This window comes from Micromonospora sp. 050-3 (assembly GCF_046549335.1).
Classification (GTDB): domain Bacteria; phylum Actinomycetota; class Actinomycetes; order Mycobacteriales; family Micromonosporaceae; genus Micromonospora; species Micromonospora trifolii.
Genome location: NZ_JAJPVX010000001.1, coordinates 3,237,558 through 3,260,262, shown reverse-complemented (window position 1 = coordinate 3,260,262; position 22,705 = coordinate 3,237,558). Strand labels below are relative to the sequence as shown.

Sequence of the window (22,705 nt, the reverse complement as noted above, 5' to 3'; positions counted from 1 at the left end):
GGTGACACGCGGCAATGCCGAGGCGACGGTGCCGGTGGCGCGACGCCGCCCGGTCCGGCGTGGGCGGGCGGCCCGATGAGCCGCACCGCGCTGCTGGTGACCCACACCGGCCGTCGGCGCAGCACGGAGCACGCCCGGTCGGTCGCCGCCGACCTGATCGACGCCGGTTTCGAGGTACGGGTGGTCGCCGACGAGGCCGACGACCTCGACCTGCCCGGTGTGGTGCCGGTCGCCGGCCCGCAGGCCGCCGAGGGCGCTGAGATCGTCTTCGCGCTCGGTGGCGACGGCACCTTCCTGCGCGCCGCCGAGCTGGCCCGGCCCGCGAAGGCGCCGCTGCTCGGCATCAACCTCGGCAAGGTGGGCTTCCTGGCGGAGGCGGAGATCGACGACCTGGACACGGCGGTCCGGGACGTTGTCGGCCGCAACTACACGGTCGACGAGCGGCTGACCCTGGACGTCACGGCCGAGTTCGACGGTGGGCCGACCATCGAGTCCTGGGCGCTCAACGAGATCAGCATCGAGAAGGGCGAGCGGGCCCAGATGCTGGAGTTGCTCGTCGACGTGGACGGCCGGCCGCTGTCGCGCTACGGCTGCGACGGTGTCGTCTGCGCCACCCCCACCGGATCCACCGCGTACGCGTTCTCCGGTGGCGGTCCGGTGGTCTGGCCGGAGGTGGAGGCGTTGCTGCTGGTGCCGATCAGCGCGCACGCGTTGTTCAGCCGCCCGTTGGTGACGGCCCCGACGTCCACTTTTGTGATCACCGTTGACCCGTTCACCACCCTCGCGGTGCTCTCCTGCGACGGCCGGCGCGTCTACGACCTGCCGCCCGGCGCGCGGGTGACGGTGCGCCGGGGTGCCCTGCCGGTGCGCATCGTGCGGCTGCGCCCCCGCCCGTTCACCGACCGGCTGGTGGCCAAGTTCGGCCTCCCCGTGCACGGTTGGCGCGGCAGCCGCCGGTGACCGTGGCGCACACGGTCAGTGGATGTCGGGTGTCCACCTGACGACATGTCGCCGCTGCGGCGGCGGGCGACTAGTGACCTGGTGACACGCTCCGACGCAGACTCCGATCGGCCCTCGTCTACGGATGGCGGGCCTGGAGGAGTAGAGGAGCCCATCGCATGCACTGGTCCCCACGCTGGCTCGCCGTCGGCGCGGTCGGCGCGTTGGTGGTCGGCGTCGCCGCACCGGCGTCCGCCGACCCGCCCGCCCGGCCCACCGGCCCGACGTCGGGCACGCCCGCACAGCACGCACCCGTCCGCATCACCCTGATCACCGGCGACCAGGTCGAGCTCGCGCCCGCGGCGCCGGGCCGGGTCGCCGCCACCGTCCGCCCGGGACCCGGGCGCGAGCGGGTCATCTTCCAGACCCTGGAGGTCGACGGCGGGCTGCGGGTGCTGCCCAGCGACGCCCTGCCCTACGTCTCGAGCGGGGTCCTCGACGCCAACCTGTTCGACGTGCAGGAGTTGGCCGCCGACGGATACGGCGACGCCGCGCAGGGTGCGTTGCCACTGATCGTGCGCTACCGGGAGCAGGCGGCCGGGCGGGTCAAGCCGCTCACCGGTGCCACCGACGCCCGGCCGCTGGAGAGCATCAACGGCGCGGCGCTGCGGGTCGGCAAGGGCGCCCTCGGCGGCCTGTGGACCACACTCGCCGGCACGCCGGCCAGCCGGACCACCACTGCCGCCGCACCCCAGTTGGGTGCTGGCATCGCCCGCATCTGGCTGGACGGGCGGGTCCGCCCGGCGCTGGAGCACTCCGTGCCGCAGATCGGCGCCCCGATCGCCTGGGCGGCCGGGCGGGACGGCACCGGCGTGAAGGTGGCGGTGCTCGACACCGGCGTCGACGCCACCCACCCCGACCTGGCCGGCCGGATCGCCGAGCAGCAGGACTTCTCCAACAGCGGCAGCGCCCGCGACGGGCACGGCCACGGCACCCACGTGGCCGCCACCATCGCCGGCAGCGGCGCGGCGTCCGCCGGTCTGCGCAAGGGCGTCGCCCCCGGCACCCAGCTGCTGATCGGCAAGGTGCTCGACGATGGTGGCTCCGGCTACGACTCGTCCATCATCGCGGGCATGGAGTGGGCCGCCCACTCCGGCGCGAAGGTCGTCAGCATGAGCCTCGGCGGCGACCCGACCGACGGCACCGACCCGATGAGCCAGGCGGTGAACGACCTGACCGCCGAGACCGGCGCGCTGTTCGTGGTCGCCGCCGGCAACTCGGGCGCCGCGCGTACCGTCGGCGCGCCCGGCGCGGCCGCGGCGGCGCTCACCGTCGGCGCGGTGGACCGCGACGACAACCTCGCCGACTTCTCCAGCCGCGGGCCTCGACTCGGCGACAACGGCCTCAAGCCCGAGATCACCGCGCCGGGCGTCGGCATCGTCGCCGCCCGGGCCGCCGGCACCGCCATGGGTACGCCGGTGGACGACGCCTACACGACCGCGTCCGGCACCTCGATGGCCACCCCGCACGTGGCCGGGGCGGCGGCGATCCTCGCCCAGGAACACCCGGACTGGCCCGCCGCGAAGCTCAAGGACGCGCTGGTCAGCACCACGAAGGCGAACCCGGCGCTGACCGTCTTCGAGCAGGGTGGCGGTCGGGTCGACGTGGCGCGGGCGCTCGGGCAGCAGGTGTACGCCTCGGCCACCGCGGACTTCGGCCGGATTTCCACCGGCGGTGCGGCGGTCGAGCGGACCGTGACGTACACCAACGGCACGAAGACCGCGCAGACCCTGCGGCTGGCCCTGGAACTGCGCAACCTGGACACCGGCGCGGCCGAGCCCGACGGGGTCGCCGTGACCTCCGGCGAGGTGACAGTGCCGGCGGGCGGCAGCGTGGCCGTGCCTCTGCGCGCCGACCCGGCGAAGCTGGGCCGGGGCCCGCACGGTGGCTGGTTGGTGGCGACAGGCACGGACGGCGTCGCCGTGCGCACCCCGGTCGGGCTCACCGTCAGCGGTCCCGTGCACCACCTCACCATCAAGCTGCTGGACCGGGAGGGGCAGCCGGGCCTGTCGCCGGGGTTGACCGTCTTCGGTGAGCAGCCTGAGTCGGACTTCTGGGGCATGTGGGGTGGCGAGGGCACCCTGGAGGTCGAGGAGGGCGCGTACGTGCTGACCGCGCTGGTCACGCACGGCGTCCCCCTGGACGAGCAGATGACCCAGATCATCGAGCCGGAGGTGACCGTCGACCGGGACCTGACGGTGGTGCTCGACGCGCGCAAGGGCACGCCGGTGCGGATCGAGACGCCGAAGCCCAGCGAGCAGCGGGCGACGCTCAGCTACTACGTGCACCGGGTGCTGGGCAATGGCCGGCAGATCGACCACGGTGTAATGGCCTACAGCACCGTTCAGCAGGTCAACGTCACGCCGACCCGCCAGGTGCGCCAGGGCGAGTTCGAGTTCGCCTCGCGGTGGCAGCTCGTCGCGCCCATGGTGGACGCGAAGATCAGCGGGGTGTCCGGTCCGTCGGACATCAACCTGCTGGGCACGTCGCCGGCGCCGACCGGTCGGCGGAAGCTGCCGCTGGTCTGGGCCGGCACCGGCACTCCCGCCGAACTGACCCGGGTGCGGGGCGCCGCCGTGCTGCTCGGCGCCGACCCGAACCGCTCTGAAGAGGAGCAGGTGGCCGCCGCCGCGGCAGCCGGCGCCGCCGCGGTGCTGATCGTCCGGCCGGAGGACCAGAGCGCGTGGACGGTCTGGCGGCCCACCGGAGAGCGGCTGCCGATCCCGTCGATGGTGGTCGCGTACGACGACGGGCAGCGGCTGATCGCGGCGGCGCGCAAGGGTCGGGCGACGCTGGACCTGACGCTGACCGTGGACAGCCCCTACCTGTACGACGTGTGGCAGGTGTCGAAGGGTCGGGTGCCGGAGCGTGTGGTGCACACGGTGACCGCCAGGAACACCGCCGAGGTGACCGCGAGCTACGGCGACATGGGTGCGGGCTGGGCCACCGAGGAGCGGTTCGGCTGGCGTCCGTGGCAGGAGTACGCCTGGAACGACGACCAGCGGATGGTCCGCAACGGCACCACCCGGCAGGAGTTCGTCAGCGCCGGGGACTCCTGGTGGCAGCAACGGGTGCTGCACAAGCAGATGTTCATGCAGTGGGGGCAGCTGGCCGGTGGCCTGACCCAGCAGCCCCGGCGCTACGCCGCCGACGACCGGGTGACCGAGACCTGGCACGCGCCGGTGCTCCGTCCGGCCGTCCCGGCCCGAGGGGCGCCGGTGCCCACCCGCACCGGTGACAACCTGGACCTGCGGGTGCCCGAGTTCGTCGACGCCGAGGGGCACTACAGCGTGGCCGGGGAGAGCGAGGAGTCGGACAGCGTCGCGGCGCGGGTCAGCCGCAACGGGCAGCAGATCGCCGACCTCTCCGACGGCTGGGCGTCGGTGCCCACGACCGCCGTGGCCGCCCGCTACCGCCTGGACGTGACCACCCAGCGGTCCTCGGCCGAGTGGCGTTACGGCACGCGGACCGACACGGCCTGGGAGTTCACCTCGGCGCGGCCGGCGGGCGATGCCGCCACGCCGTTGTCGCTGCTGCAGGTGGACTACCGGGTGCCGGCCGACCTGCTCGGCGCGGTACGCGGCAACCGGCCGCACCAGTTGGGGCTGACCCTGCGGCAGCCGGCCGGGGTGCCGGCGCCGACCGGCACCAGCGTCCGGGTGCAGGTCTCCTTCGACGGGGGCGTCACCTGGCGCAACGCGCCGACCACGGGGTCGGGCACCCGGTACACCGCTACCGTGCCGGCGGGGCGCGGAACGGTGTCGCTGCGGGTGCACGCCGCGGACCGGGCCGGGAACACCGTCGACCAGACGGTGCTCCAGGCGTACGGGTTGCGTTGATCGGGCGGGCGGGGCGGCCTGGCCGTCCCGCCCCGCCGGTTGAAGGGTCCGCCGTCGGTCGACGGCGGACCCTTTTTCGTGTCAGAGCCAGCCGCGTCGGGCCACCTGGAACGCCAACCCGGGGCGGGTGTCCACCCCGGCGGCGGCCATCAGGTCGGCGATCCGCCGTTGCACGGTCCGCCGGCTCACCCCGAGCTGGGAGGCGATGGACTTGTCCGGTACGCCCGCCACGAACAGCGACAGCAGCCGGGCCTCGTCGGCGTCGGGCTGGTAACCGTCGCCAGGGCGGTCCGCGGGTTCCGGCCGTCGAGCCTCGGGGGCCGCGACGGCGAGGGGGTCGTCGAGGCGCAGCCGGGTGGCCACCCGCCAGTGACTCTCGAAGAGGGCGAGCAGCGCGTCGAGCAGTTGACTGCGGCCGATCACCGCGGCGCTCGGTTCGCCGCCGTCAAGGTCGGGCACCAACGGGCAGATGGCCGTGCGGGCGTCCACGATGGCCAGTCGGACCGGCAGCCGGTCCAGGATGCGGGCCTGCTCCCCGGCGGCGACCCCCTTGGCCAGGTCGGCCAACGCGCCCGGCTCCAGCAGCAGGTCACGCTCGTAGATGGCCCGGTAGCTCACCCCGCGGGCCAGCGCGTCGAACTCCTCGACATTCTCCGGGCCGGCCATGGCGAGGGGGTTGGCCCGGCAGAACCAGAGCACCTCGGAACGCGCCGAGTTCTGCAGGTCGCGCAGGCGGTCCCGCAGAACCCGGGCGCCGGTGATCACCTCGACCAGGTGGTCGACGTGGTGTCGGCGCAGCCCGGAGCGGTACTCCTCGGCCAGTTGGGTGACCAGTCGGCGGGCCGACTCCAGGTCCTCCTGACGCCGCAGCAGCGTCCCTCCGAGGGCGACGTCCGGGGCGGTCGGGCGCAGCGGGGCGTCCGGGTCGTTGTCACTGCGCTGCACGAGGCCCTTGCCGCGCAGCGCCTCGACCTGGGCGACGACCTGCTCACGGGGCCGGTGAAGGCGACGGGCCAACTCGTCGATGCGGGCCGTGGTGAGCTGGAGCAGGCAGCGGTAGAGCTCCTCCTCAGCCGAGGTCAGGCCGATCACGTCCAACACGGGGCAGAACTGTACGTCGGCCGGGTACGGGCCGTGCCCGGGCCCGTCGGCTGGTCAATTGTCGGGCCTCGCGTCTACTGTCGGTGGCTGTGCTGGAAGAGCTGCGCATCACCGGACTGGGCGTCATCGAAGACACCACGCTGCCGTTGACCGGCGGCATGAACGTCATCACCGGCGAGACCGGTGCGGGCAAGACGATGGTGGTCACCGGCCTCGGCCTGCTCTTCGGCGGCCGGGCCGACGCCGGGCGGGTCCGCGCCCAACCCGGCCGTGCCGTGGTGGAGGGGCGGCTGCGGCTGCAGGGGCGGGTCGCCGACGCCGTGCACGCGCGGATCATCGAGGCCGGTGGTGAACCCGACGAGGACGGCTCGGTGCTGCTGAGCCGAACGGTGACGGTGGAGGGGCGCTCGCGCGCCCACGTCGGCGGTCGGAGCATGCCGGTGTCGATGCTCGGTGAGGTCGGCGAGCAGGCGGTCGCCGTGCACGGTCAGTCCGATCAGCTGCGGTTGCTGCGTCCGGCCGAGCAGCGGGCCGCACTGGACCGGTTCGCCGGGCCCGCGCACGAGAAGCTGCTCGACGCGCTGCGCGAGGCGTACACGGGGTGGCGTCGGGTCGTGGACGACCTGGCCGACCGGCGGCGCAACGCCCGCGAGCGCAACCAGGAGGCCGACCTGCTGCGGTTGGGCCTCGACGAGATCACCCGGGTCGATCCGCAGCCCGGTGAGGACGACGAGCTGAAGACCGAGGCGCAGCGGCTGGAGCACGCCGAGGGCCTGCGGACGGCCGCGCAGATCGCCCAGCAGTGCGTGGCCGGTGGCGCGGAGGCCGCCGAGGAAACTCCGGATGCGGCGGCGCTGCTCGGCACCGCCCGGCGGACCCTGGAGGCGCAGTCCGGCACCGATCCGGCGCTCGGTGAGCTGGCGGCCCGCCTGGAGGAGGCGGCCACGCTGGTCACCGACGTGTCCGCGGAGCTGTCGGCGTACCTGGCGACGCTGGACGCGGACCCGGCCCGGTTGCAGCACCTCTATGAGCGGCGGGCGGCGTTGCGCGCGTTGACCCGCAAGTACGCCGACGACGTCGACGGGGTGATCGCCTGGGCCGATCGGGCGCGCACCCGACTGTCCGACCTGGACATGTCCGACGACGTGCTCGACGAGTTGGAGCGGGAGGGGCAGCGGCTCGCCGTCGAGGTGGCCGACCTGGCCGGGCGGGTGTCCGCCTCCCGGCAGGAGGCGGCGATCCGCTTCGCCGATCAGGTCACCGTCGAGTTGGCCGGGCTGGCCATGCCGCATGCGCGGATCGAGGTGGCGGTGTTGCCCCGTCCGGCCGGGCGTGCCGAGCCGACGCTTGCGGTCAACGGCGTCGAGGTGGGTGTCACTTCGGACGGCGGTGACGAGGTGGAGCTGCGGTTGCTGGCCCACCCGGGCGCGCCGTCGCTGCCGTTGCAGCGCGGCGCCTCCGGCGGTGAGCTGTCCCGGGTGATGCTCGCCATCGAGGTCGTGTTCGCCGGCTCCGGCGGCCCGCCCACGTTGGTCTTCGACGAGGTCGACGCGGGGGTCGGCGGGCAGGCGGCGGTGGAGATCGGCCGCCGGTTGGCCCGGTTGGCCCGCAGCCACCAGGTGTTGGTGGTCACGCACCTGCCGCAGGTGGCCGCGTTCGCCGACCGGCACCTGGTGGTGGCGAAGGACACCGGCGGCGCGGTGACGACCAGCGGGGTGCGGGTGGTGGAGGACACCGAGCGGGCTCGGGAGCTGGCGCGCATGCTGGCGGGTTTGCCCGATTCAGATCTGGGTATCGCTCACGCCGAGGAGCTTCTGGCAGTGGCCGCCAAGGAAAGGCGGTTGTGACGCCGCGTATTGTGAGCGCAAGCACACCGGCTTGTGCCGGTGTGTGCTTCCCTGGGTAGGCGGCCCTGCTCAGGCATGTCGCGACAGAAAAGCCTGCCTCACATGCCAGGATGGTCACGATGCGTCTACCCACGTTGCGCCGGAACCGGAACTCCGAACCGGGCAGAGTCCTCGGCACCGCGCGCCTTGATCGCCGGACGAAACGCCTGGTCGGTCGGCTGCGCCCCGGTGACATCGCTGTCATCGACCACGTCGACCTGGACCGGGTGGCGGCCGACTCGCTCGTCGCCGTCGGGGTCGCGGCGGTGCTCAACGCCAAGCCCTCTGTCTCCGGCCGTTACCCGAACCTCGGCCCGGAGGTGTTGATCGCCGCCGGCATCCCGCTCCTCGACGACCTGGGGGAGGGCGTCTTCGAGCGCATCCGCGAGGGCGACCAGGTGCGCATTGAGGGCAACACGGTCTTCGCCGGTGACGAGCCGGTGGCCCACGGCAGCCTTCAGGACGCCGAGTCGGTCGGCAAGGCGATGGCGGACGCCCGGGAGGGTCTGTCGGTGCAGTTGGAGGCATTCGCCGCCAACACGATGGACTACCTGCGCCAGGAACGCGACCTGCTGCTCGACGGTGTCGGGGTGCCGGACATCGAGACCCAGATGCAGGGTCGGCACTGCCTGATCGTGGTGCGCGGCTACGACTACAAGGCCGACCTGGACGTGCTGCGCCCGTACATCCGGGAGTTCAAGCCGGTGCTCATCGGCGTCGACGGCGGCGCGGACGCCCTGGTCGAGGCCGGCTACACCCCCGACATGATCATCGGGGACATGGATTCGGTCACCGACGACGTGCTGCGCTGCGGCGCCGAGGTGATCGTGCACGCGTACCCGGACGGGCGTGCGCCCGGCCTGCCCCGGGTCAACGGTCTCGGTGTGCCGGCGATCACCTTCCCGGCCGCGGCGACCAGCGAGGATCTGGCCATGCTGCTCGCCGACGAGAAGGGCGCCTCGCTGCTGGTCGCGGTCGGCACCCACGCCACCCTCGTCGAGTTCCTCGACAAGGGCCGCGGCGGCATGGCCTCGACGTTCCTGACCCGGCTGAAGGTCGGCGGCAAGCTGGTCGACGCCAAGGGGGTGAGCCGGCTCTACCGGCAGAGCATCTCCGGCTCGTCGCTGCTGTTGCTGGTCCTGTCGGCGATCGCGGCGATGGCGTCCGCGGTGGCCGTGTCGACCGTCGGGAAGGCGTACCTGGGCGTGGTCGCCGAGTGGTGGGACAATCTTGTGTTCCAGCTGTACCGGCTCTTCTAGTTTCCGACCGATCAAGAGGCTGCAAGCGTGATCAACTTCCGCTACCACGTGGTGTCCCTCACCGCGGTCTTCCTGGCTCTGGCGATCGGCCTGGTGGTCGGCACAGCCGCCCTCAACGGCCCGCTCGCCGACTCGCTCAAGGAGCAGGTCACCGGGCTACGCAAGGACAACCAGCAGTGGCGCCAGACGGTCAGCAACATGGAGAAGCAACTCGCGCTGGAGGAGGAATTCGCCGAGGAGATCTCCCAGGTCGTCCTGCCCGGCACCCTCACCGGGCGTCGGGTCGTGGTGCTCAGCCTGCCCAACGGGCGTGACCACACCGAGGGCGTGCTCAAGAAGCTCCAGCTTGCCGGGGCCACCATCACCGGCCAGGTGGATCTGCAGGACAAGTTCATCAACCCGGACAACAACTCCAACCTGCTGGAGTTGGCCGTCACCGCCGCCCGCCCGACCGCGCAGACCACCGGCCTGCCCGGCAACGGGCACGGCGTGGAGACCTCCAGCGCGCTGCTGGCCAGCGTCCTGCTGGACCGTCCCCAGGGCGTCGCGCCGGTCAGTGACGCCGACCGGCGGGCGGTGCTCGCCGCCTACAACAACGCCGGCTACCTGACCACCGACAGCAACAAGGTCACCGCCTCGGCGGAGGCCGTCGTGGTGGTCAGCGGCCAGCCGTATGTCGACAAGGACTCCGACAAGCGGGACGAGTCGGTCGTCAACATCGCGGAGCAGTTCGACCGTACCGGCTCGATCGTGGTGGCCGGCAACGGTTCCGTCGGCGGCAACCTGATCGGCGTGGTGCGCGGCGACCCGGTGCTCGCCCAGACCATCTCCACGGTCGACAACGCCAACACCGTGCAGGGCCAGGTGGTCACCACCCTCGCCCTGGTGCAGCAACTCACCGAGAAGAAGGCCGGGCAGTACGGCGTCGGCGACAACGCCCCGTCTCTGCTGCCTAAACTGCCCCAGTGAGCGAACCACGTACCCCCGTGTCCGTAATCGCCGAGGCGGCGCGTGAGCGACCGAGCCTGAGGGACAGCAGCGAGGTGACGGCGTGAGCTCGCTGGGCCGGCTGTTGATCGCCGGCGCGGGCGCCGCGGCGGCCCGGTATGCGCTGCGTGAGGCGCGTACCTCTCCGGCCGGACCCGCGTTGGAGCGCACCAACTTCCGTGGCCGCACGGTGAGCCTGGCCGCCGGGCCGTCGCTCGCCGCCGGCGCGGCCGCCGCCGGCGCGTTCGGTGCCACCGGCGGTGCCGCCGGTGGTGCCGCCCTGGTCGCCGGTCTCGGCGCGGGCGGCGTCGGCCTGTACGACGACGTGGTCGGCGCGCGGCCGGAGCAGAAGGCGGCCAAGGGCTTCGCCGGGCACCTCGCCGCGCTGCGCGAGGGGCGGGTCACCGCCGGTCTGGTCAAGGTCGTCGGGGTGGGCGCCGCCGGGCTGGGCGCCGCCGCGCTGCTCGCCGCCGACCCCCGGGTCGCCGCGCACCCGCGCCGGCAGCGGCACGGCGCGTTCGGCCGGGGCGTCGACGTGCTGCTCGGGGCCGGCGTGATCGCCGGCACGGCCAATCTGCTCAACCTGCTCGACCTGCGGCCGGGCCGCGCCCTCAAGTCCGGGCTGCTGCTCGCGGCGCCGCTGACCGGCGGCCCGCAGGGCGGGATCGCCGCCGGCGCGGCAGGTGCCGCCGCCGGCCTGCTCCGCGACGACCTGGCCGAGGACGTGATGCTCGGCGACAGCGGGGCGAACGCGCTCGGGGCGGTGCTCGGCGTCGCGCTCGCCGCCCGTACCGGCCCGCTCGGGCGGGCCGGTCTGCTCGCCGTCCTCGCCGGGCTCACCGCCGCCAGCGAGAAGGTCAGCTTCACTGCGGTGATCCAGCGGACCCCGGGGCTGCGCGAACTCGACGCACTGGGCCGACGCGCCGACTGACGTGAACAAACCGGCACCCCTCGCCGGCGCCGGCCGGCTGGCCGGGGCAGCCGCGCTCATCGCCGTCCTCACCGTTGCCAGCCGACTCGCCGGCTTCGGCCGCACCGCCGTGTTCACCTGGAGCCTGGCGCCCACCGACCTCGGTGGCACCTACGTGGTGGCCAACGCGGTGCCGAACTTCATCTTCGAGATCGTCGCCGGGGGAGCGCTGGCCAGTCTCGTCGTACCGCTGCTCGCCGGCGCGGTCGCGGCGGGCGACCGGACGGCCGTGGCCCGGACCACCGGGGCGCTGCTGACCTGGACGCTGGCCCTGCTGGTCCCGCTCGCGCTGCTCGTGGTGCTGCTCGCCGGCCCGGTGGTCGAGTCGCTGGGCCACCACCTGAGCACCGCCCAGCAGCAGAGCGGCGTGCGGATGCTGCGGGTCTTCGCGCCGCAACTGCCGCTGTACGGGGTCGGCATCGTGCTCACCGGGGTGCTCCAGGCGCACCGCCGTTTCGCCTGGCCGGTGCTCGCCCCGTTGCTGTCCAGCCTCACCGTCATCCTCGTGTACCTGGGGTTCACCGCCACGCAGGGCCGGTACGCCACCGTCGGCGGGGTGAGCCCCGGCGGCGAGTTGCTGCTCTCCGGCGGCACCACCCTCGGCGTGGTGGTGCTGTCGTTGTCGTTGCTGGTTCCGGTCCGCCGGTTGCACCTCGGGCTGCGGCCCGGGTTCGGGTTCCCCACCGACGCGCGGGCCCGCGTCGGCGGGTTGGCGGTGGCCGGAGCGGTCACCGTCACCACCCAGCAGATCGCTCTGATCGTCAGCCTGAACCAGGTCACCGCCGGTGCGCGGAGCAACCCGGGCGTCTACAACCTGGCGCAGACCGTCTACCTGTTGCCGTGGGCGGTGCTGGCGGTGCCGCTGGCCATCGCGGCCTACCCGACTCTGGCGGCGGCGCGAGCCGCCGGGGACGAGCACACCTACCGCGCGACTCTGGCACCGGCCGTCCGCGGTGTGCTCCTGTTCAGTTGCCTCGGCACGGCCGCGTTGATCGGGACCGCCGGGCCGGTCGGGCACTTCTTCTTCCCGTCGGACACCGCGTCGACCGCCACCGCCGCGATCATCGGGTACGCCCCTGGCCTGGTCGGCTACGGCCTCTTCGCGGTGCTCACCCGGGCGCTCTACGCCAGGGGCGAAACCCGGGCGGCGACGCTCGCCACGGCGGTCGGCTTCCTGGTGGTGCCGGCCGTCGTCCTGTTGCTCGGCGCGGTGCTGCCACTGCGCGACCGGGTGCTCGCGGTGACGTCCGCGAACTCGGTGGGGATGCTGGTGCTCGGCGCCCTGCTGATCCTGGCGGTGCTGCGCAGCGCCGGCCGTCCCGCCCTCGCGGGCGCGGCGCGGGCCGCAGCGGCCGGTGGTCTCGCCGGTGTGCTCGCCGGGTTCGCCGGGTGGGGCCTCAGCCGGTGGCTCGACCAGTCGGACGGCGGCACCCCGACGACGGCGGCGGCGTTCGGTCAGGGCATGCTGTCCGGGGTTCTGGTTGGGGTTGTGTTCCTCGCCGTGGTCTGGTTCGTCGACCGGCGGGACGTAACGCCACTGCTCGCCGGGGTGCTGCGGCGTCTGGGCCGGCGGGGGCCGTCCGGCGGTGCGCCGACACCCGGCGCGGGCTCCCCGGAGCGGGGCGACGGGAAGGAGACGGCGACGCGATGACTGAGCCACCTCTGCCTGCCGGCTGGTCGGGCACCGTCGCGTTGGTGCTCGCGTCCAGCACCGGCGGGGTCGGCCAACACGTCCGTTCGGTGGCCCGTGGCCTCGTCGCGGGTGGCGCCACAGTCCTGGTCTGCGGACCCGCCGCCACTCAGGAACAGTTCGACTTCACCGGTGTCGGTGCCCGGTTCGAGCCGGTGGAGATCCCGGCCAGCCCGACTCCGGCCGACGCGCGGGCGGTGCTCGCGCTGCGTCGGGTGCTCGCCGCCGCCAGCGTCGACGTGGTGCACGCGCACGGCCTGCGGGCCGGGTTGGTCGCCGTGCTGGCCCGTCCGGCCGCCCCGCTGATCGTCACCTGGCACAACGCGGTGCTGGCGGGGGGACTGCGGGGCGGGGTGTCCCGGCTCGTCGAACGGGTGGTGGCCCGGGGCGTGCGGGTGGCGCTCGGCGCCTCCGCGGACCTGGTGCGACGGGCCGGCGAGGTGGGCGCCGCCGACGCCCGGCTCGCCCCGGTCGCCGCGCCGACGCTGCCCCCGCCGCGACGACGCCCGGCGGCGGTACGCGCCGAGTTCGGTGTCCGCCCGGCCCAGCCGTTGGTTCTCTCGGTCGGGCGGTTGCACCCGCAGAAGCGTTACGACGTGTTGATCGACGCGGCGGCCCGCTGGCGTACGCGTACCCCGCCGCCGGTCGTGGTGATCGCGGGCAGCGGGCCGGCGTATCTGCCGCTCGCCGCGCGGACCTCCGCCGCCCGCGCCCCGGTGACCCTGCTGGGGCACCGCACCGACGTGGCCGACCTGCTCGCCGGCGCCGACCTGGCGGTGGTGACCAGCGACTGGGAGGCGCGACAGCTCTTCGCCCAGGAGGCGCTGCGCGCCGGTGTGCCGCTGGTGGCCACCGCTGTCGGCGGTCTCCCGGACCTGGTCGGCGACGCCGCCACGCTGGTTCCCGCCGGTGACGTGGACGCTGTCGACGCGGCCGTCCGCGCGTTGCTGGACGACCCGGCGGCGCGGGCGGAGTTGGGCCGGCGTGGCGCTGAACGGGCGGCGACGTGGCCGACCGAGGCGGACACCGTCGCCACGCTCGCCGCCCTTTATGCCGAGCTGGCCGGGAACGCCGGCGGTCCGGCGGCCGCCCCGGGCTCCGACGCCCCGAGAACGGGACACCGGTGATGCTGCGCCGAATCGCCCCCGCCCTGTTGACAGTGCTCGTGGTGGCGCTGGGTGTCACCGCGCTCGCCGCCCGCCCACCCCAGGGCACCCCGCAGCGCACCGCCGACTTCGTGGTGCTCGCCGGGATCGCCGGGCTGCGCTGGGAGGACGTGGATCCGCAGAGCACCCCGACGTTGTGGCGGATGGCCCAGGACGGCTCGATCGGCTCATTGTCGGTGCGTTCCGCGCACCGGCCCACCTGCCCGGTGGACGGCTGGTTGACACTGGGCGCGGGCAGTTTCGCCGCGTGGAACGGCAGCCGGTCGGTCGACGGTTGCCCGTCGGCGGCGGTGACGGTGGAACAACCGGACGGCATCGGCGCGAACCTGCCCGACCAGGAGAGCGTGGTCCAGTACAACCAGCAGCGGCTGCCCTGGGGCGCCATGCCCGGCTCGTTGTCCGAGTCGGTGCGGTGCTCCGTCGCCGTGGGCCCGGGTGCGGCCGTGGCCGCCGCCCGACCGTTCGGCCGCGTCGACCGGTACGCCTCGGGGCTGCCGGCCGACCCGCGGGCGCTGCTCGGCTCGTGTGTGCTGAGCATCGTCGACCTCGGCACGGTGGAGGGGTCCGACCCGGCCACCCGCGCCGTGGAGGCCCGCGCGGCGGACGCCGAGCTGGCCCGGGTGCTGGCGGCGCGACCCCCACGGTCGTTGGTGCTGGTCGCGGGGATCTCCGACACCGCCCAGCCGGCCCGGCTGCACGTGGCGGTCGCCGACGGGCCGGGCTGGGAGCGGGGGTGGCTCACCTCGGCCAGCACCGGCCGGGACGGTTACCTGCAACTTGTCGACCTCGCCCCGACCGCCCTCGCCGCGTTGGGCCGGCCGATGCCCGAGCGGCTCTTCCTCGGCCGTCCGGCGATCAGCACCGGCGGCCGTCCCGCCGACCTGACCGAGGCCATCAACGCGCCGGCGAACGCCGACCGGGAGGCGTCCGCCCAGCGTTCCGTCTCCGGGTTGTTCTTCGCGCTGCTCGCCGGGGTGCAGGTGCTGTTGGCGATCGCGATCCTGCCGCTGCTGCGCCGGGCCCGGCCGCACGCCGGCCCGGCCGGTCCGACGCCCGTCTCCGGGCGGATCGTTGCGGTGATGGAGCTGCTGCTGGTCGCCGCGGCGTTGACAGTGCCGGCGGCGCTGTTGGCCGACGCGGTGCCCTGGTGGCGCGGCGAGCACCCCGGGTGGATCTTCGCCGGGGTGACGGCGCTGCTGGTGGCCGCCGGCACCGCGGCGGTGCGGTTCGTTCCCGGGTACGCGAACACCCTCGGGCCGCACGGCGCGGTGGCCGGCCTCACCACGCTCGTGGTCGGGCTGGACGTGCTCACCGGGGCCCGCCTCCAGCTCAACAGCGTGGTCGGCTACTCCGCGTTGCAGGGCGGCCGGTACGCCGGGCTGAGCACTGTGGGGCTGGGAGTGTTCCTCGCCGGCGCGCTGGTCACCGGCGGCTGGTTCGCCCAACGGGTGCACCGGGGCTGGCGGCCAGCGGTGATGGTGGCGGTGGGTGGCCTCGCCGTGGTGGTGGTCGGCAGCCCGTACCTGGGCGCTGACCCGGTCGGCGCGATCGCGCTCACCGCCGGGGTGAGCGTCGCCGCCGTGATCAGCGCCGGTGGCTGGTTGACGATCAGCCGGTTGGCGTGGGCCACCATGGCCGCACTGGCGGTCGGTATCGGGTTCGCCGTGGTGGACCTGCGGCGTCCTGCGGTGGAGCGGGGCAGCCTGGGCCGGTTCCTCTCCGCGCTCGGTGACGGCACCGGCGGGTTCGCCGTGCACCGGTCCAGCACGGAGAACTTCGAGACGTTGGTCAACAGCCCGCTGACAGTGCTGGCGCTGGCCGGCGGGTTGCTGGTGTGGTTCGCCCTGTTGCAGCCGTGGGGTGGGCTGATGCGGCTGTTCGGCATCTACCCGGCGGTCCGGGCCGCGTTCGCCGGCACTGTGGTCGCCGCGGTGCTCGGTGGTGTGCTCGACGGCGCGGCACTGGACCTGATGGGCGCTGCCGCCGCCCTGGTGGTGCCGATGGCCGCCCTGGCGTCGCTGCGGGTGCTCGGGCATGCCGCGGACCGGACCCGCCCGGTAGCGGGCCGCTCCCGGGCCAACGGCGCCGACGGCGCCGACGACGACTCGGGGTCCGGCGGGGTCGGCCCGGTCGGTGACGGTCCGACCGGCGGCGGTGGGCCACTGGGTGCCGTGCACCCCCGTCCGATCAGCGGCCCGCCCGCGAGCGCACCGGCGAAGGTCGTCCAACCGGTGCCGGACACCCCGGGCGAGCGCCGCGGGGACGCCGGCGAGCCGGCCGAGCCGACCGGGAGCGGGTCGACGCCGGACGCCGCGCCGACGGTGCCCGTAGCGCCTCGGCAGGTCTCCCGGTCATCGACGGAGGTTGCCGCGTCCTGAGCGCCGGGCCTCGTCCGGATGGCCCGGAGGTGTCGCAGCCGGGGTGCGGCCTGCGGGTACCCGCCCGGGAGGTGTTACCGTCGAATCCCGTGGATCGCGTGATCACTTTGCTGATCAAGCACGGCGGTCTGCATGACCGCGACAGACGACACGGGAGCAGGCCTTGGCCCCATCAGCACGGACGACCAGGCACATTTTCGTCACCGGGGGCGTCGCCTCCTCGCTGGGTAAGGGCCTCACCGCCTCCAGCCTCGGCAACCTGCTGACCGCGCGCGGGCTGCGCGTGGTGATGCAGAAGCTCGACCCCTACCTGAACGTCGACCCGGGGACGATGAACCCGTTCCAGCACGGTGAGGTCTTCGTCACCGAGGACGGCGCCGAGACCGACCTCGACGTCGGGCACTACGAGCGGTTCCTCGACCGGGCGCTGTCCGGCAAGGCGAACGTCACCACCGGCCAGATCTACTCCGACGTGATCGCCAAGGAGCGGCGCGGCGAGTACCTGGGCGACACCGTTCAGGTCATTCCGCACATCACCAACGAGATCAAGTCGCGGATCCTGGCGATGGCCGACCCGGACGAGGACGGCCAGGTCCCCGACGTGGTGATCACCGAGGTCGGTGGGACTGTCGGCGACATCGAGTCGCTGCCGTTCCTGGAGGCGATCCGCCAGGTCCGCCACGATCTGGGCCGCGACAACTGTTTCTACCTGCACGTCTCGCTGGTGCCGTACCTGGCGCCCTCGGGTGAGCTGAAGACCAAGCCGACCCAGCACTCGGTGGCGCAGCTGCGCAACATCGGTATCCAGCCGGACGCGATTGTGCTCCGCTGCGACCGGGAGATCCCGGTCAAGCTCAAGGAGAAGCTGTCGCTCTACTGCGACGTGGACACCGAGGCGGTCGTCGCCGCCCCGGACGCCCCGAGCATCTACGACATCCCGAAGGTGCTGCACCGGGAGGGGCTCGACGCGTACGTGGTGCGCCGGCTCGGGCTTTCCTTCCGGGACGTGGACTGGGCCAGTTGGGACGACCTGCTGGAGCGGGTGCACCGTCCCCGGCACACCGTCACCGTGGCGGTGGTCGGCAAGTACGTCGACCTGCCCGACGCGTACCTGTCGGTGAGTGAGGCGATCCGGGCGGCGGGCTTCGGCCACCGGGCCCGGGTGCAACTGCGCTGGGTGCCCAGCGACGAGTGCGTCACCCCGGCCGGCGCCGCCGCGGCGTTGGCCGGCGTGGACGGCATCCTCATCCCCGGCGGCTTCGGCGTGCGCGGCATCGAGGGCAAGATCGGCACCGCCCGGTACGCCCGTGAGGCCGGCATCCCGCTGCTGGGCCTCTGCCTCGGTCTGCAGTGCATGACCATCGAGGTGGCCCGGCACCTGGCCGACCTGGACGGCGCCAACTCGTTGGAGTTCGACGAGCAGGCGGCCCACCCGGTCATCGCCACCATGGCCGACCAGGAGGACATCGTCGCCGGCCGGGGCGACCTGGGCGGCACCATGCGGCTGGGCGCGTACCCGGCGACGTTGACCGAGGGCTCGATCGTCGCCGAGGCGTACGGCAGCACCGAGATCAGCGAGCGGCACCGGCACCGGTACGAGGTGAACAACGCCTACCGGGACGCGCTGACCAAGGCGGGCCTGCACATCTCCGGCACCTCGCCGGACGGCCGGCTGGTCGAGTTCATCGAACTGGACCGGAGCCTGCACCCGTTCTTCGTGGCCACCCAGGCGCACCCCGAGTTGAAGAGCCGCCCGACCCGCCCGCACCCGCTGTTCGCCTCGTTCGTCAAGGCCGCGGTGACGTACTCGCAGGCCGACCAGCTTCCGGTCGACCTGGACGCGGCGGCGGAGGCCCCGACGACGCGCAAGGCCGCCCGCAACGGCGCCGCGACGAAGGCATCGTCGGCCTCGTGAGCGGGTTGGAGCACCGGTACGAGGTGCGTTCCCGGGAGGAGCGGTACCGGGGGCGGATCTTCGACGTGGTCACCGAGGAGGTGACCATGCCGGGCGGTGGGACAGGGCTGCGTGACCTCGTCCGGCACGTCGGGGCGGTGGCCGTGGTGGCGCTCGACGACGCCGGCCAGGTGGTGCTGATCCGGCAGTACCGGCACCCGGTCGGGCGGCACCTGTGGGAGCTGCCGGCCGGTCTGATGGACGTCTCCGGCGAGGAGCTGCCGGTGGCCGCGCTGCGGGAGTTGGCCGAGGAGGCCGACCTCACGGCCGGGCGGGTCGACGTGCTGGTGGACCTGCACAGCTCGCCGGGGTTCACCAACGAGATCGTGCGGGTGTTCCTGGCCCGCGACCTCGCCGACGTGCCGGCCGACGAGCGGCACGAGCGCCACGACGAGGAGGCCGACCTCCAGGTTGTCCGGATCGACCTCGACGAGGCGGTCGCCATGGTCCTGGCCGGTGAGATCACCAACGCGTCAGCGGTGGCCGGGCTGCTGGCCGCGGCCCGCGCCCGGGACACCGGCTTCACGTCTCTGCGCCGGGCGGACGCGCCGCTGCCGCGCTGAGCGTCGCCGCCGGTTAAGCCGGCAAGGGAGTACGCGCCAAAGGGGCCCCGCGGTCAGCCGCGGGGCCCCTTTGGCTGTCTGGTCTAGGAGTCGCGCAGCGGACGGCCCTGCGCGTCCGTGCCGCCGTTGACCAGGATGAGGATGCCGTCGATGAGGCCCCAGAAAGCGCCGAGGCCGCAGGTCACCAGGCTGACGACGAGCTGGAGAACGGCGATCTTGGTGTGTCCGGTGTAGAACCGACCGGCACCGAAGGTGCCGAGCAGGATGCCGAGGACGCCCGCGACGATCTTGCTCTTGTCGGAGACGCCCTGGGGGTATCCCGGCTGGGGGTAGCCGGGCTGGTAAGGAGGAGTGGTCATGGGCGGACACACTAGTGATCCACTCGCCGCCTGTCCGCACCGCCGCCCGACAGATGGGACGATAATGGTGAAACACTGTCCTGTTGGCTGAGGTGACGCTCGACCGCTGAATCCCGGCGGTGCCCTGACACATCGTCAGGACACTCGGGCACCGGATGCCACTGTGCTGGCTCTCGGCGGCACCGGGCGCGCCTAGACTGCCGCCGCAGGACCGGTGTACCGCGGTGGCAAAGGGGCCGTCGTGGCACCGAGCAGTCGGGGGAGAGCAGCCCCGAAGAGAGGTGTCTGCATCGTGAAGGTCGGAATCCCACGCGAGGTCAAGAACCACGAGTACCGCGTGGCGATCACGCCAGCGGGTGTCAACGAGTTCACCCGCAGCGGCCACCAGGTCTTCGTCGAGTCCGGCGCCGGGGTTGGCTCCAGCATCACCGACGAGGAGTTCGCCGCCGCCGGCGCGAAGATCCTCGCCACCGCCGACGAGGTGTGGGCGACCGCCGAACTGGTGCTGAAGGTCAAGGAGCCGATCGCCGAGGAGTACCACCGGATGCGCGAGGGGCAGGTGCTCTTCACCTACCTGCACCTGGCCGCCTCCAAGGAGTGCACCGACGCGCTGATCGACAGCGGGGTCACCGGCATCGCGTACGAGACCGTCGAACTGCCCGACCGGTCGCTGCCGCTGCTCGCCCCGATGTCCGAGGTGGCCGGCCGGCTCGCCCCGCAGATGGGCGCCTTTTACATGATGCGCACCGGCGGCGGGCGCGGTGTGCTGCCCGGCGGTGTCTCCGGGGTGTACGCGGCCAAGACCGTGGTCATCGGCGCCGGCGTCTCCGGCATGAACGCCGCCGCGATCGCACTGGGCCTGCAGTCCGAGGTGCTGCTGCTGGACAAGAACGTCGCCCGGCTGCGGCAGGCCGACGCCATCTACCGGGGCCACCTGCAGACCGTCGCCTCCAACGCCTACGAGGTCGAGCGCGCCGTGCTCGACGCCGACCTGGTCATCGGCGCGGTGCTGGTGCCTGGCACGAAGGCCCCGACGCTGATCTCCAACGAGCTGGTCTCCCGGATGAAGCCGGGCAGCGTGCTCGTCGACATCGCCATCGACCAGGGCGGCTGCTTCGAGGACTCGCGCCCCACCACGCACGCCGACCCGGTCTACAAGGTGCACGAGTCGATCTTCTACTGCGTCGCGAACATGCCCGGCGCGGTGCCGAACACCAGCACCTACGCGCTGACCAACGTCACCCTGCCGTACGCCCTGGAGCTGGCCAACCAGGGCTGGCGCGAGGCGCTGCGCAACGACCCGGCGCTGGCGCTGGGCCTCAACACCCACGCCGGTCAGGTCACCTACGGCCCGGTCGCCGAGGCGCACGGCATGGACGTGCTCCCACTGGCCGACGCGCTGGCCTGAACGGTGGCGGGCTGACCAGCGGCACGGACTCCGCCGGCGTGGGCACACCACCCACGCCGGCGCTGCGCCGTGCCGTTCGCGGTTACCTCGACCACCTGACCGTCGAACGTGGCCTCTCCGCGAACACGCTCACCTCGTACCGCCGGGATCTGGACCGCTATCTGGCCACCCTGACCGATGCCGGCGTCACCGACCTCGCGTCGGTCGGCACCGGCCTCGTCGAGTCGCACCTGGCGCGGCTGCGCGCCGGCGACGACGCGCACCCGCCCCTCGCCGTCTCCTCCGCCGCCCGCGCGGCCAGCGCGGTACGCGGCCTGCACCGCTTCGCGTTGCGCGAGGGCCTGACCGGCGCCGACCCGAGCCGCGACGTCCGCCCGCCCACGCCGCCCCGGCGGCTGCCCCGGGCGCTACCTGTCGACGACGTGGTCCGGCTGCTGGAGACCGCCGGCCCGATCACCGCGACCGGCGACGACGCGCCCCTCGCGCTACGCGACCGGGCGCTGCTGGAGTTCCTGTACGGCACCGGCGCGCGCATCTCCGAAGCGGTCGGCGCCGCCGTCGACGACCTCGACACCGACACCGACGACGGCACCGTGCTGCTGCGCGGCAAGGGCGGCCGGGTGCGGCTGGTGCCCATCGGCGGGTACGCCGTCGACGCCGTCCGCGCCTACCTGGTCCGGGCCCGCCCCGGGCTCGCCGCCGCCGGCCGCGGCACCCCGGCGGTGTTCCTCAACGCCCGCGGCGGCGCGCTGTCCCGCCAGGGCGCCTGGGGCATCCTGCGCCGCGCCGCCGACCGGGCCGGGCTGCCCGTCGACGGGCCCGCCGCCGTCTCCCCGCACACCCTGCGCCACTCCTACGCCACCCATCTGCTCGACGGCGGCGCCGACGTCCGGGTGGTCCAGGAGCTGCTCGGCCACGCGTCGGTGACCACCACCCAGGTCTACACGTTGGTCACCGTGGAGCGGTTGCGCGAGGTGTACGCCACCGCGCATCCGCGCGCCCAGGGCTGAACCGGTAGCGGTCGACGCCGACACGCCGGGCCGGTGCCGAACCCCCTGCTGGTCGGTGGCGTACAGTCGGCATCGGCGCGGACCTCCTGGAGCGACACGACCGGGGTGCGCAGCGGCGCCGCGAAGGACGTCGGACGGCTCCGACGCCGGGTGGGTCGTCGGGAGGGGGCAACGAGCACATGGCTGGCAACGGTGACCGTGCCGAGACCTGGACGTCGGAGCTCCGCGAGCAGCAGGCCACGCTCGGCGCGGACCTGGGTCCTGCGGACCCGGCTGCCTACACGATGCGCAAGCCCATTCCCGAGCCGATGCCCACCGACCGGCACGGCCCCGCGCGCATCATCGCGATGGCTAACCAGAAGGGTGGGGTCGGCAAGACCACCACCACCATCAACCTGGGCGCCGCGCTCGCCGAGTACGGCCGCAAGGTGCTGCTCGTCGACTTCGACCCGCAGGGCGCCCTCTCGGTGGGGCTGGGCGTCAACCCGCACAACCTCGACCTGTCCATCTACAACCTGCTCATGCAGGACGACATCATGGCCGAGGACGTCGTCATCAAGACCGACGTCGCGGGGCTGCACCTGCTGCCGGCCAACATCGACCTCTCCGCCGCCGAGATCCAGCTCGTCAACGAGGTCGCCCGGGAGATGGCCCTGGCCCGGGTCCTGCGCACGGTCCGCAAGGAGTACGACTACATCCTGATCGACTGCCAGCCGTCACTCGGCCTGCTGGCGATCAACGCGTTGACCGTCGCACACGGCGTGCTCATCCCGCTGGAGTGCGAGTTCTTCAGCCTGCGCGGTGTGGCACTGCTGCTGGACACCATCGACAAGGTGCGCGAGCGGCTCAACTTCGACCTGGAGCTCGAAGGCATCCTGGCCACCATGTACGACAGCCGCACCACGCACTGCCGCCAGGTCCTCCAGCGGGTGGTGGAGGCGTTCGGCGACAAGGTCTACCAGACGGTCATCACCAAGACGGTGAAGTTCCCCGAGTCCACCGTGGCCGGTGCCCCCATCACCACGATGGACCCGGCCTCCTCCGGGGCACGTAACTACCGTCAGCTGGCCCGCGAGGTGATCGCCGCCCAGTCGGAGCGGTAGCCGGAACGCCCGGTGCCCGCCTCGTGGACTACG

Annotated in this window: 16 protein-coding genes; 14 read left to right on the top strand and 2 right to left on the bottom strand. The window is 73.4% G+C overall.

Annotation, left to right across the window (positions count from 1 at the left end; genetic code table 11):
• Positions 1 to 75: 75 nt before the first annotated feature.
• On the top strand, positions 76 to 960 hold the full coding sequence (locus tag ACLJOK_RS14900) for an NAD kinase (RefSeq protein WP_091407282.1): 885 nt from the start codon (positions 76 to 78) through the stop codon (positions 958 to 960).
• 158 nt (positions 961 to 1,118) lie between these two features.
• Complete coding sequence (locus tag ACLJOK_RS14895) at positions 1,119 to 4,838, top strand: S8 family serine peptidase (protein WP_410819168.1); 3,720 nt, start codon at positions 1,119 to 1,121, stop codon at positions 4,836 to 4,838.
• Between the two features lie 81 nt (positions 4,839 to 4,919).
• On the opposite strand, the gene ACLJOK_RS14890 is transcribed toward ACLJOK_RS14895, so the two are convergent.
• A complete protein-coding gene (locus ACLJOK_RS14890; RefSeq protein ID WP_410819166.1) occupies positions 4,920 to 5,939 on the bottom strand; it encodes a helix-turn-helix domain-containing protein in 1,020 nt (339 codons plus the stop codon).
• Positions 5,940 to 6,028: 89 nt separating this feature from the next.
• Between ACLJOK_RS14890 and recN the strand changes: the two genes are divergently transcribed.
• From recN to ACLJOK_RS14845, 9 genes are all read left to right on the top strand, one after another.
• Complete coding sequence (recN, locus tag ACLJOK_RS14885; protein ID WP_410819371.1) at positions 6,029 to 7,786, top strand: DNA repair protein RecN; 1,758 nt, start codon at positions 6,029 to 6,031, stop codon at positions 7,784 to 7,786.
• A gap of 119 nt (positions 7,787 to 7,905) precedes the next feature.
• Complete coding sequence (gene steA, locus ACLJOK_RS14880) at positions 7,906 to 9,084, top strand: putative cytokinetic ring protein SteA (protein WP_238681182.1); 1,179 nt, start codon at positions 7,906 to 7,908, stop codon at positions 9,082 to 9,084.
• 27 nt (positions 9,085 to 9,111) lie between these two features.
• Positions 9,112 to 10,053, top strand: a complete 942-nt coding sequence (locus ACLJOK_RS14875; RefSeq protein WP_410819164.1) for a copper transporter — start codon at positions 9,112 to 9,114, stop codon at positions 10,051 to 10,053.
• 82 nt (positions 10,054 to 10,135) lie between these two features.
• Positions 10,136 to 11,002: a hypothetical protein gene (locus ACLJOK_RS14870; RefSeq protein WP_410819163.1), complete on the top strand. Its 867-nt coding sequence runs from the start codon at positions 10,136 to 10,138 to the stop codon at positions 11,000 to 11,002.
• 1 nt (position 11,003) lies between these two features.
• Positions 11,004 to 12,692 (top strand): murein biosynthesis integral membrane protein MurJ, encoded by a 1,689-nt coding sequence (murJ, locus tag ACLJOK_RS14865; protein ID WP_410819161.1) that lies wholly within the window; start codon positions 11,004 to 11,006, stop codon positions 12,690 to 12,692.
• Positions 12,689 to 13,858: a glycosyltransferase family 4 protein gene (locus ACLJOK_RS14860; RefSeq protein WP_410819160.1), complete on the top strand. Its 1,170-nt coding sequence runs from the start codon at positions 12,689 to 12,691 to the stop codon at positions 13,856 to 13,858. The genes murJ and ACLJOK_RS14860 overlap by 4 nt, the downstream gene beginning before the upstream one ends.
• On the top strand, positions 13,858 to 16,275 hold the full coding sequence (locus ACLJOK_RS14855) for a hypothetical protein (protein ID WP_410819158.1): 2,418 nt from the start codon (positions 13,858 to 13,860) through the stop codon (positions 16,273 to 16,275). Before ACLJOK_RS14860 ends, ACLJOK_RS14855 begins: the two co-directional genes overlap by 1 nt.
• A gap of 163 nt (positions 16,276 to 16,438) precedes the next feature.
• Complete coding sequence (locus ACLJOK_RS14850; RefSeq protein WP_410819157.1) at positions 16,439 to 18,190, top strand: CTP synthase; 1,752 nt, start codon at positions 16,439 to 16,441, stop codon at positions 18,188 to 18,190.
• A complete protein-coding gene (locus ACLJOK_RS14845; protein WP_410819155.1) occupies positions 18,187 to 18,792 on the top strand; it encodes an NUDIX domain-containing protein in 606 nt (201 codons plus the stop codon). The genes ACLJOK_RS14850 and ACLJOK_RS14845 overlap by 4 nt, the downstream gene beginning before the upstream one ends.
• A gap of 83 nt (positions 18,793 to 18,875) precedes the next feature.
• Here ACLJOK_RS14845 and ACLJOK_RS14840 read toward each other — a convergent pair whose 3' ends face one another.
• Positions 18,876 to 19,151 (bottom strand): TM2 domain-containing protein, encoded by a 276-nt coding sequence (locus ACLJOK_RS14840; RefSeq protein ID WP_357189324.1) that lies wholly within the window; start codon positions 19,149 to 19,151, stop codon positions 18,876 to 18,878.
• 292 nt (positions 19,152 to 19,443) lie between these two features.
• Here ACLJOK_RS14840 and ald point away from each other — a divergent pair, with 292 nt between their 5' ends.
• The 3 genes from ald (at position 19,444) to ACLJOK_RS14825 (ending at position 22,672) form a co-directional block, all read left to right on the top strand.
• Complete coding sequence (gene ald / locus ACLJOK_RS14835; protein WP_410819153.1) at positions 19,444 to 20,559, top strand: alanine dehydrogenase; 1,116 nt, start codon at positions 19,444 to 19,446, stop codon at positions 20,557 to 20,559.
• Positions 20,560 to 20,597: 38 nt separating this feature from the next.
• On the top strand, positions 20,598 to 21,569 hold the full coding sequence (locus ACLJOK_RS14830) for a site-specific tyrosine recombinase XerD (protein ID WP_410819152.1): 972 nt from the start codon (positions 20,598 to 20,600) through the stop codon (positions 21,567 to 21,569).
• Positions 21,570 to 21,748: 179 nt separating this feature from the next.
• On the top strand, positions 21,749 to 22,672 hold the full coding sequence (locus ACLJOK_RS14825) for a ParA family protein (RefSeq protein WP_410819150.1): 924 nt from the start codon (positions 21,749 to 21,751) through the stop codon (positions 22,670 to 22,672).
• Positions 22,673 to 22,705: the final 33 nt, after the last annotated feature.

Excerpts from the sequence above, each read along its gene's own strand:
- ACLJOK_RS14900 (WP_091407282.1), top strand. The coding sequence starts at position 76 with ATGAGCCGCACCGCGCTGCTGGTGACCCACACCGGCCGTCGGCGCAGC.
- ACLJOK_RS14895 (WP_410819168.1), top strand. The coding sequence starts at position 1,119 with ATGCACTGGTCCCCACGCTGGCTCGCCGTCGGCGCGGTCGGCGCGTTG.
- steA (WP_238681182.1), top strand. The coding sequence starts at position 7,906 with ATGCGTCTACCCACGTTGCGCCGGAACCGGAACTCCGAACCGGGCAGA.
- ACLJOK_RS14860 (WP_410819160.1), top strand. The coding sequence starts at position 12,689 with ATGACTGAGCCACCTCTGCCTGCCGGCTGGTCGGGCACCGTCGCGTTG.
- ACLJOK_RS14855 (WP_410819158.1), top strand. The coding sequence starts at position 13,858 with ATGCTGCGCCGAATCGCCCCCGCCCTGTTGACAGTGCTCGTGGTGGCG.
- ACLJOK_RS14840 (WP_357189324.1), bottom strand. The coding sequence starts at position 19,151 with ATGACCACTCCTCCTTACCAGCCCGGCTACCCCCAGCCGGGATACCCC.
- ACLJOK_RS14825 (WP_410819150.1), top strand. The coding sequence starts at position 21,749 with ATGGCTGGCAACGGTGACCGTGCCGAGACCTGGACGTCGGAGCTCCGC.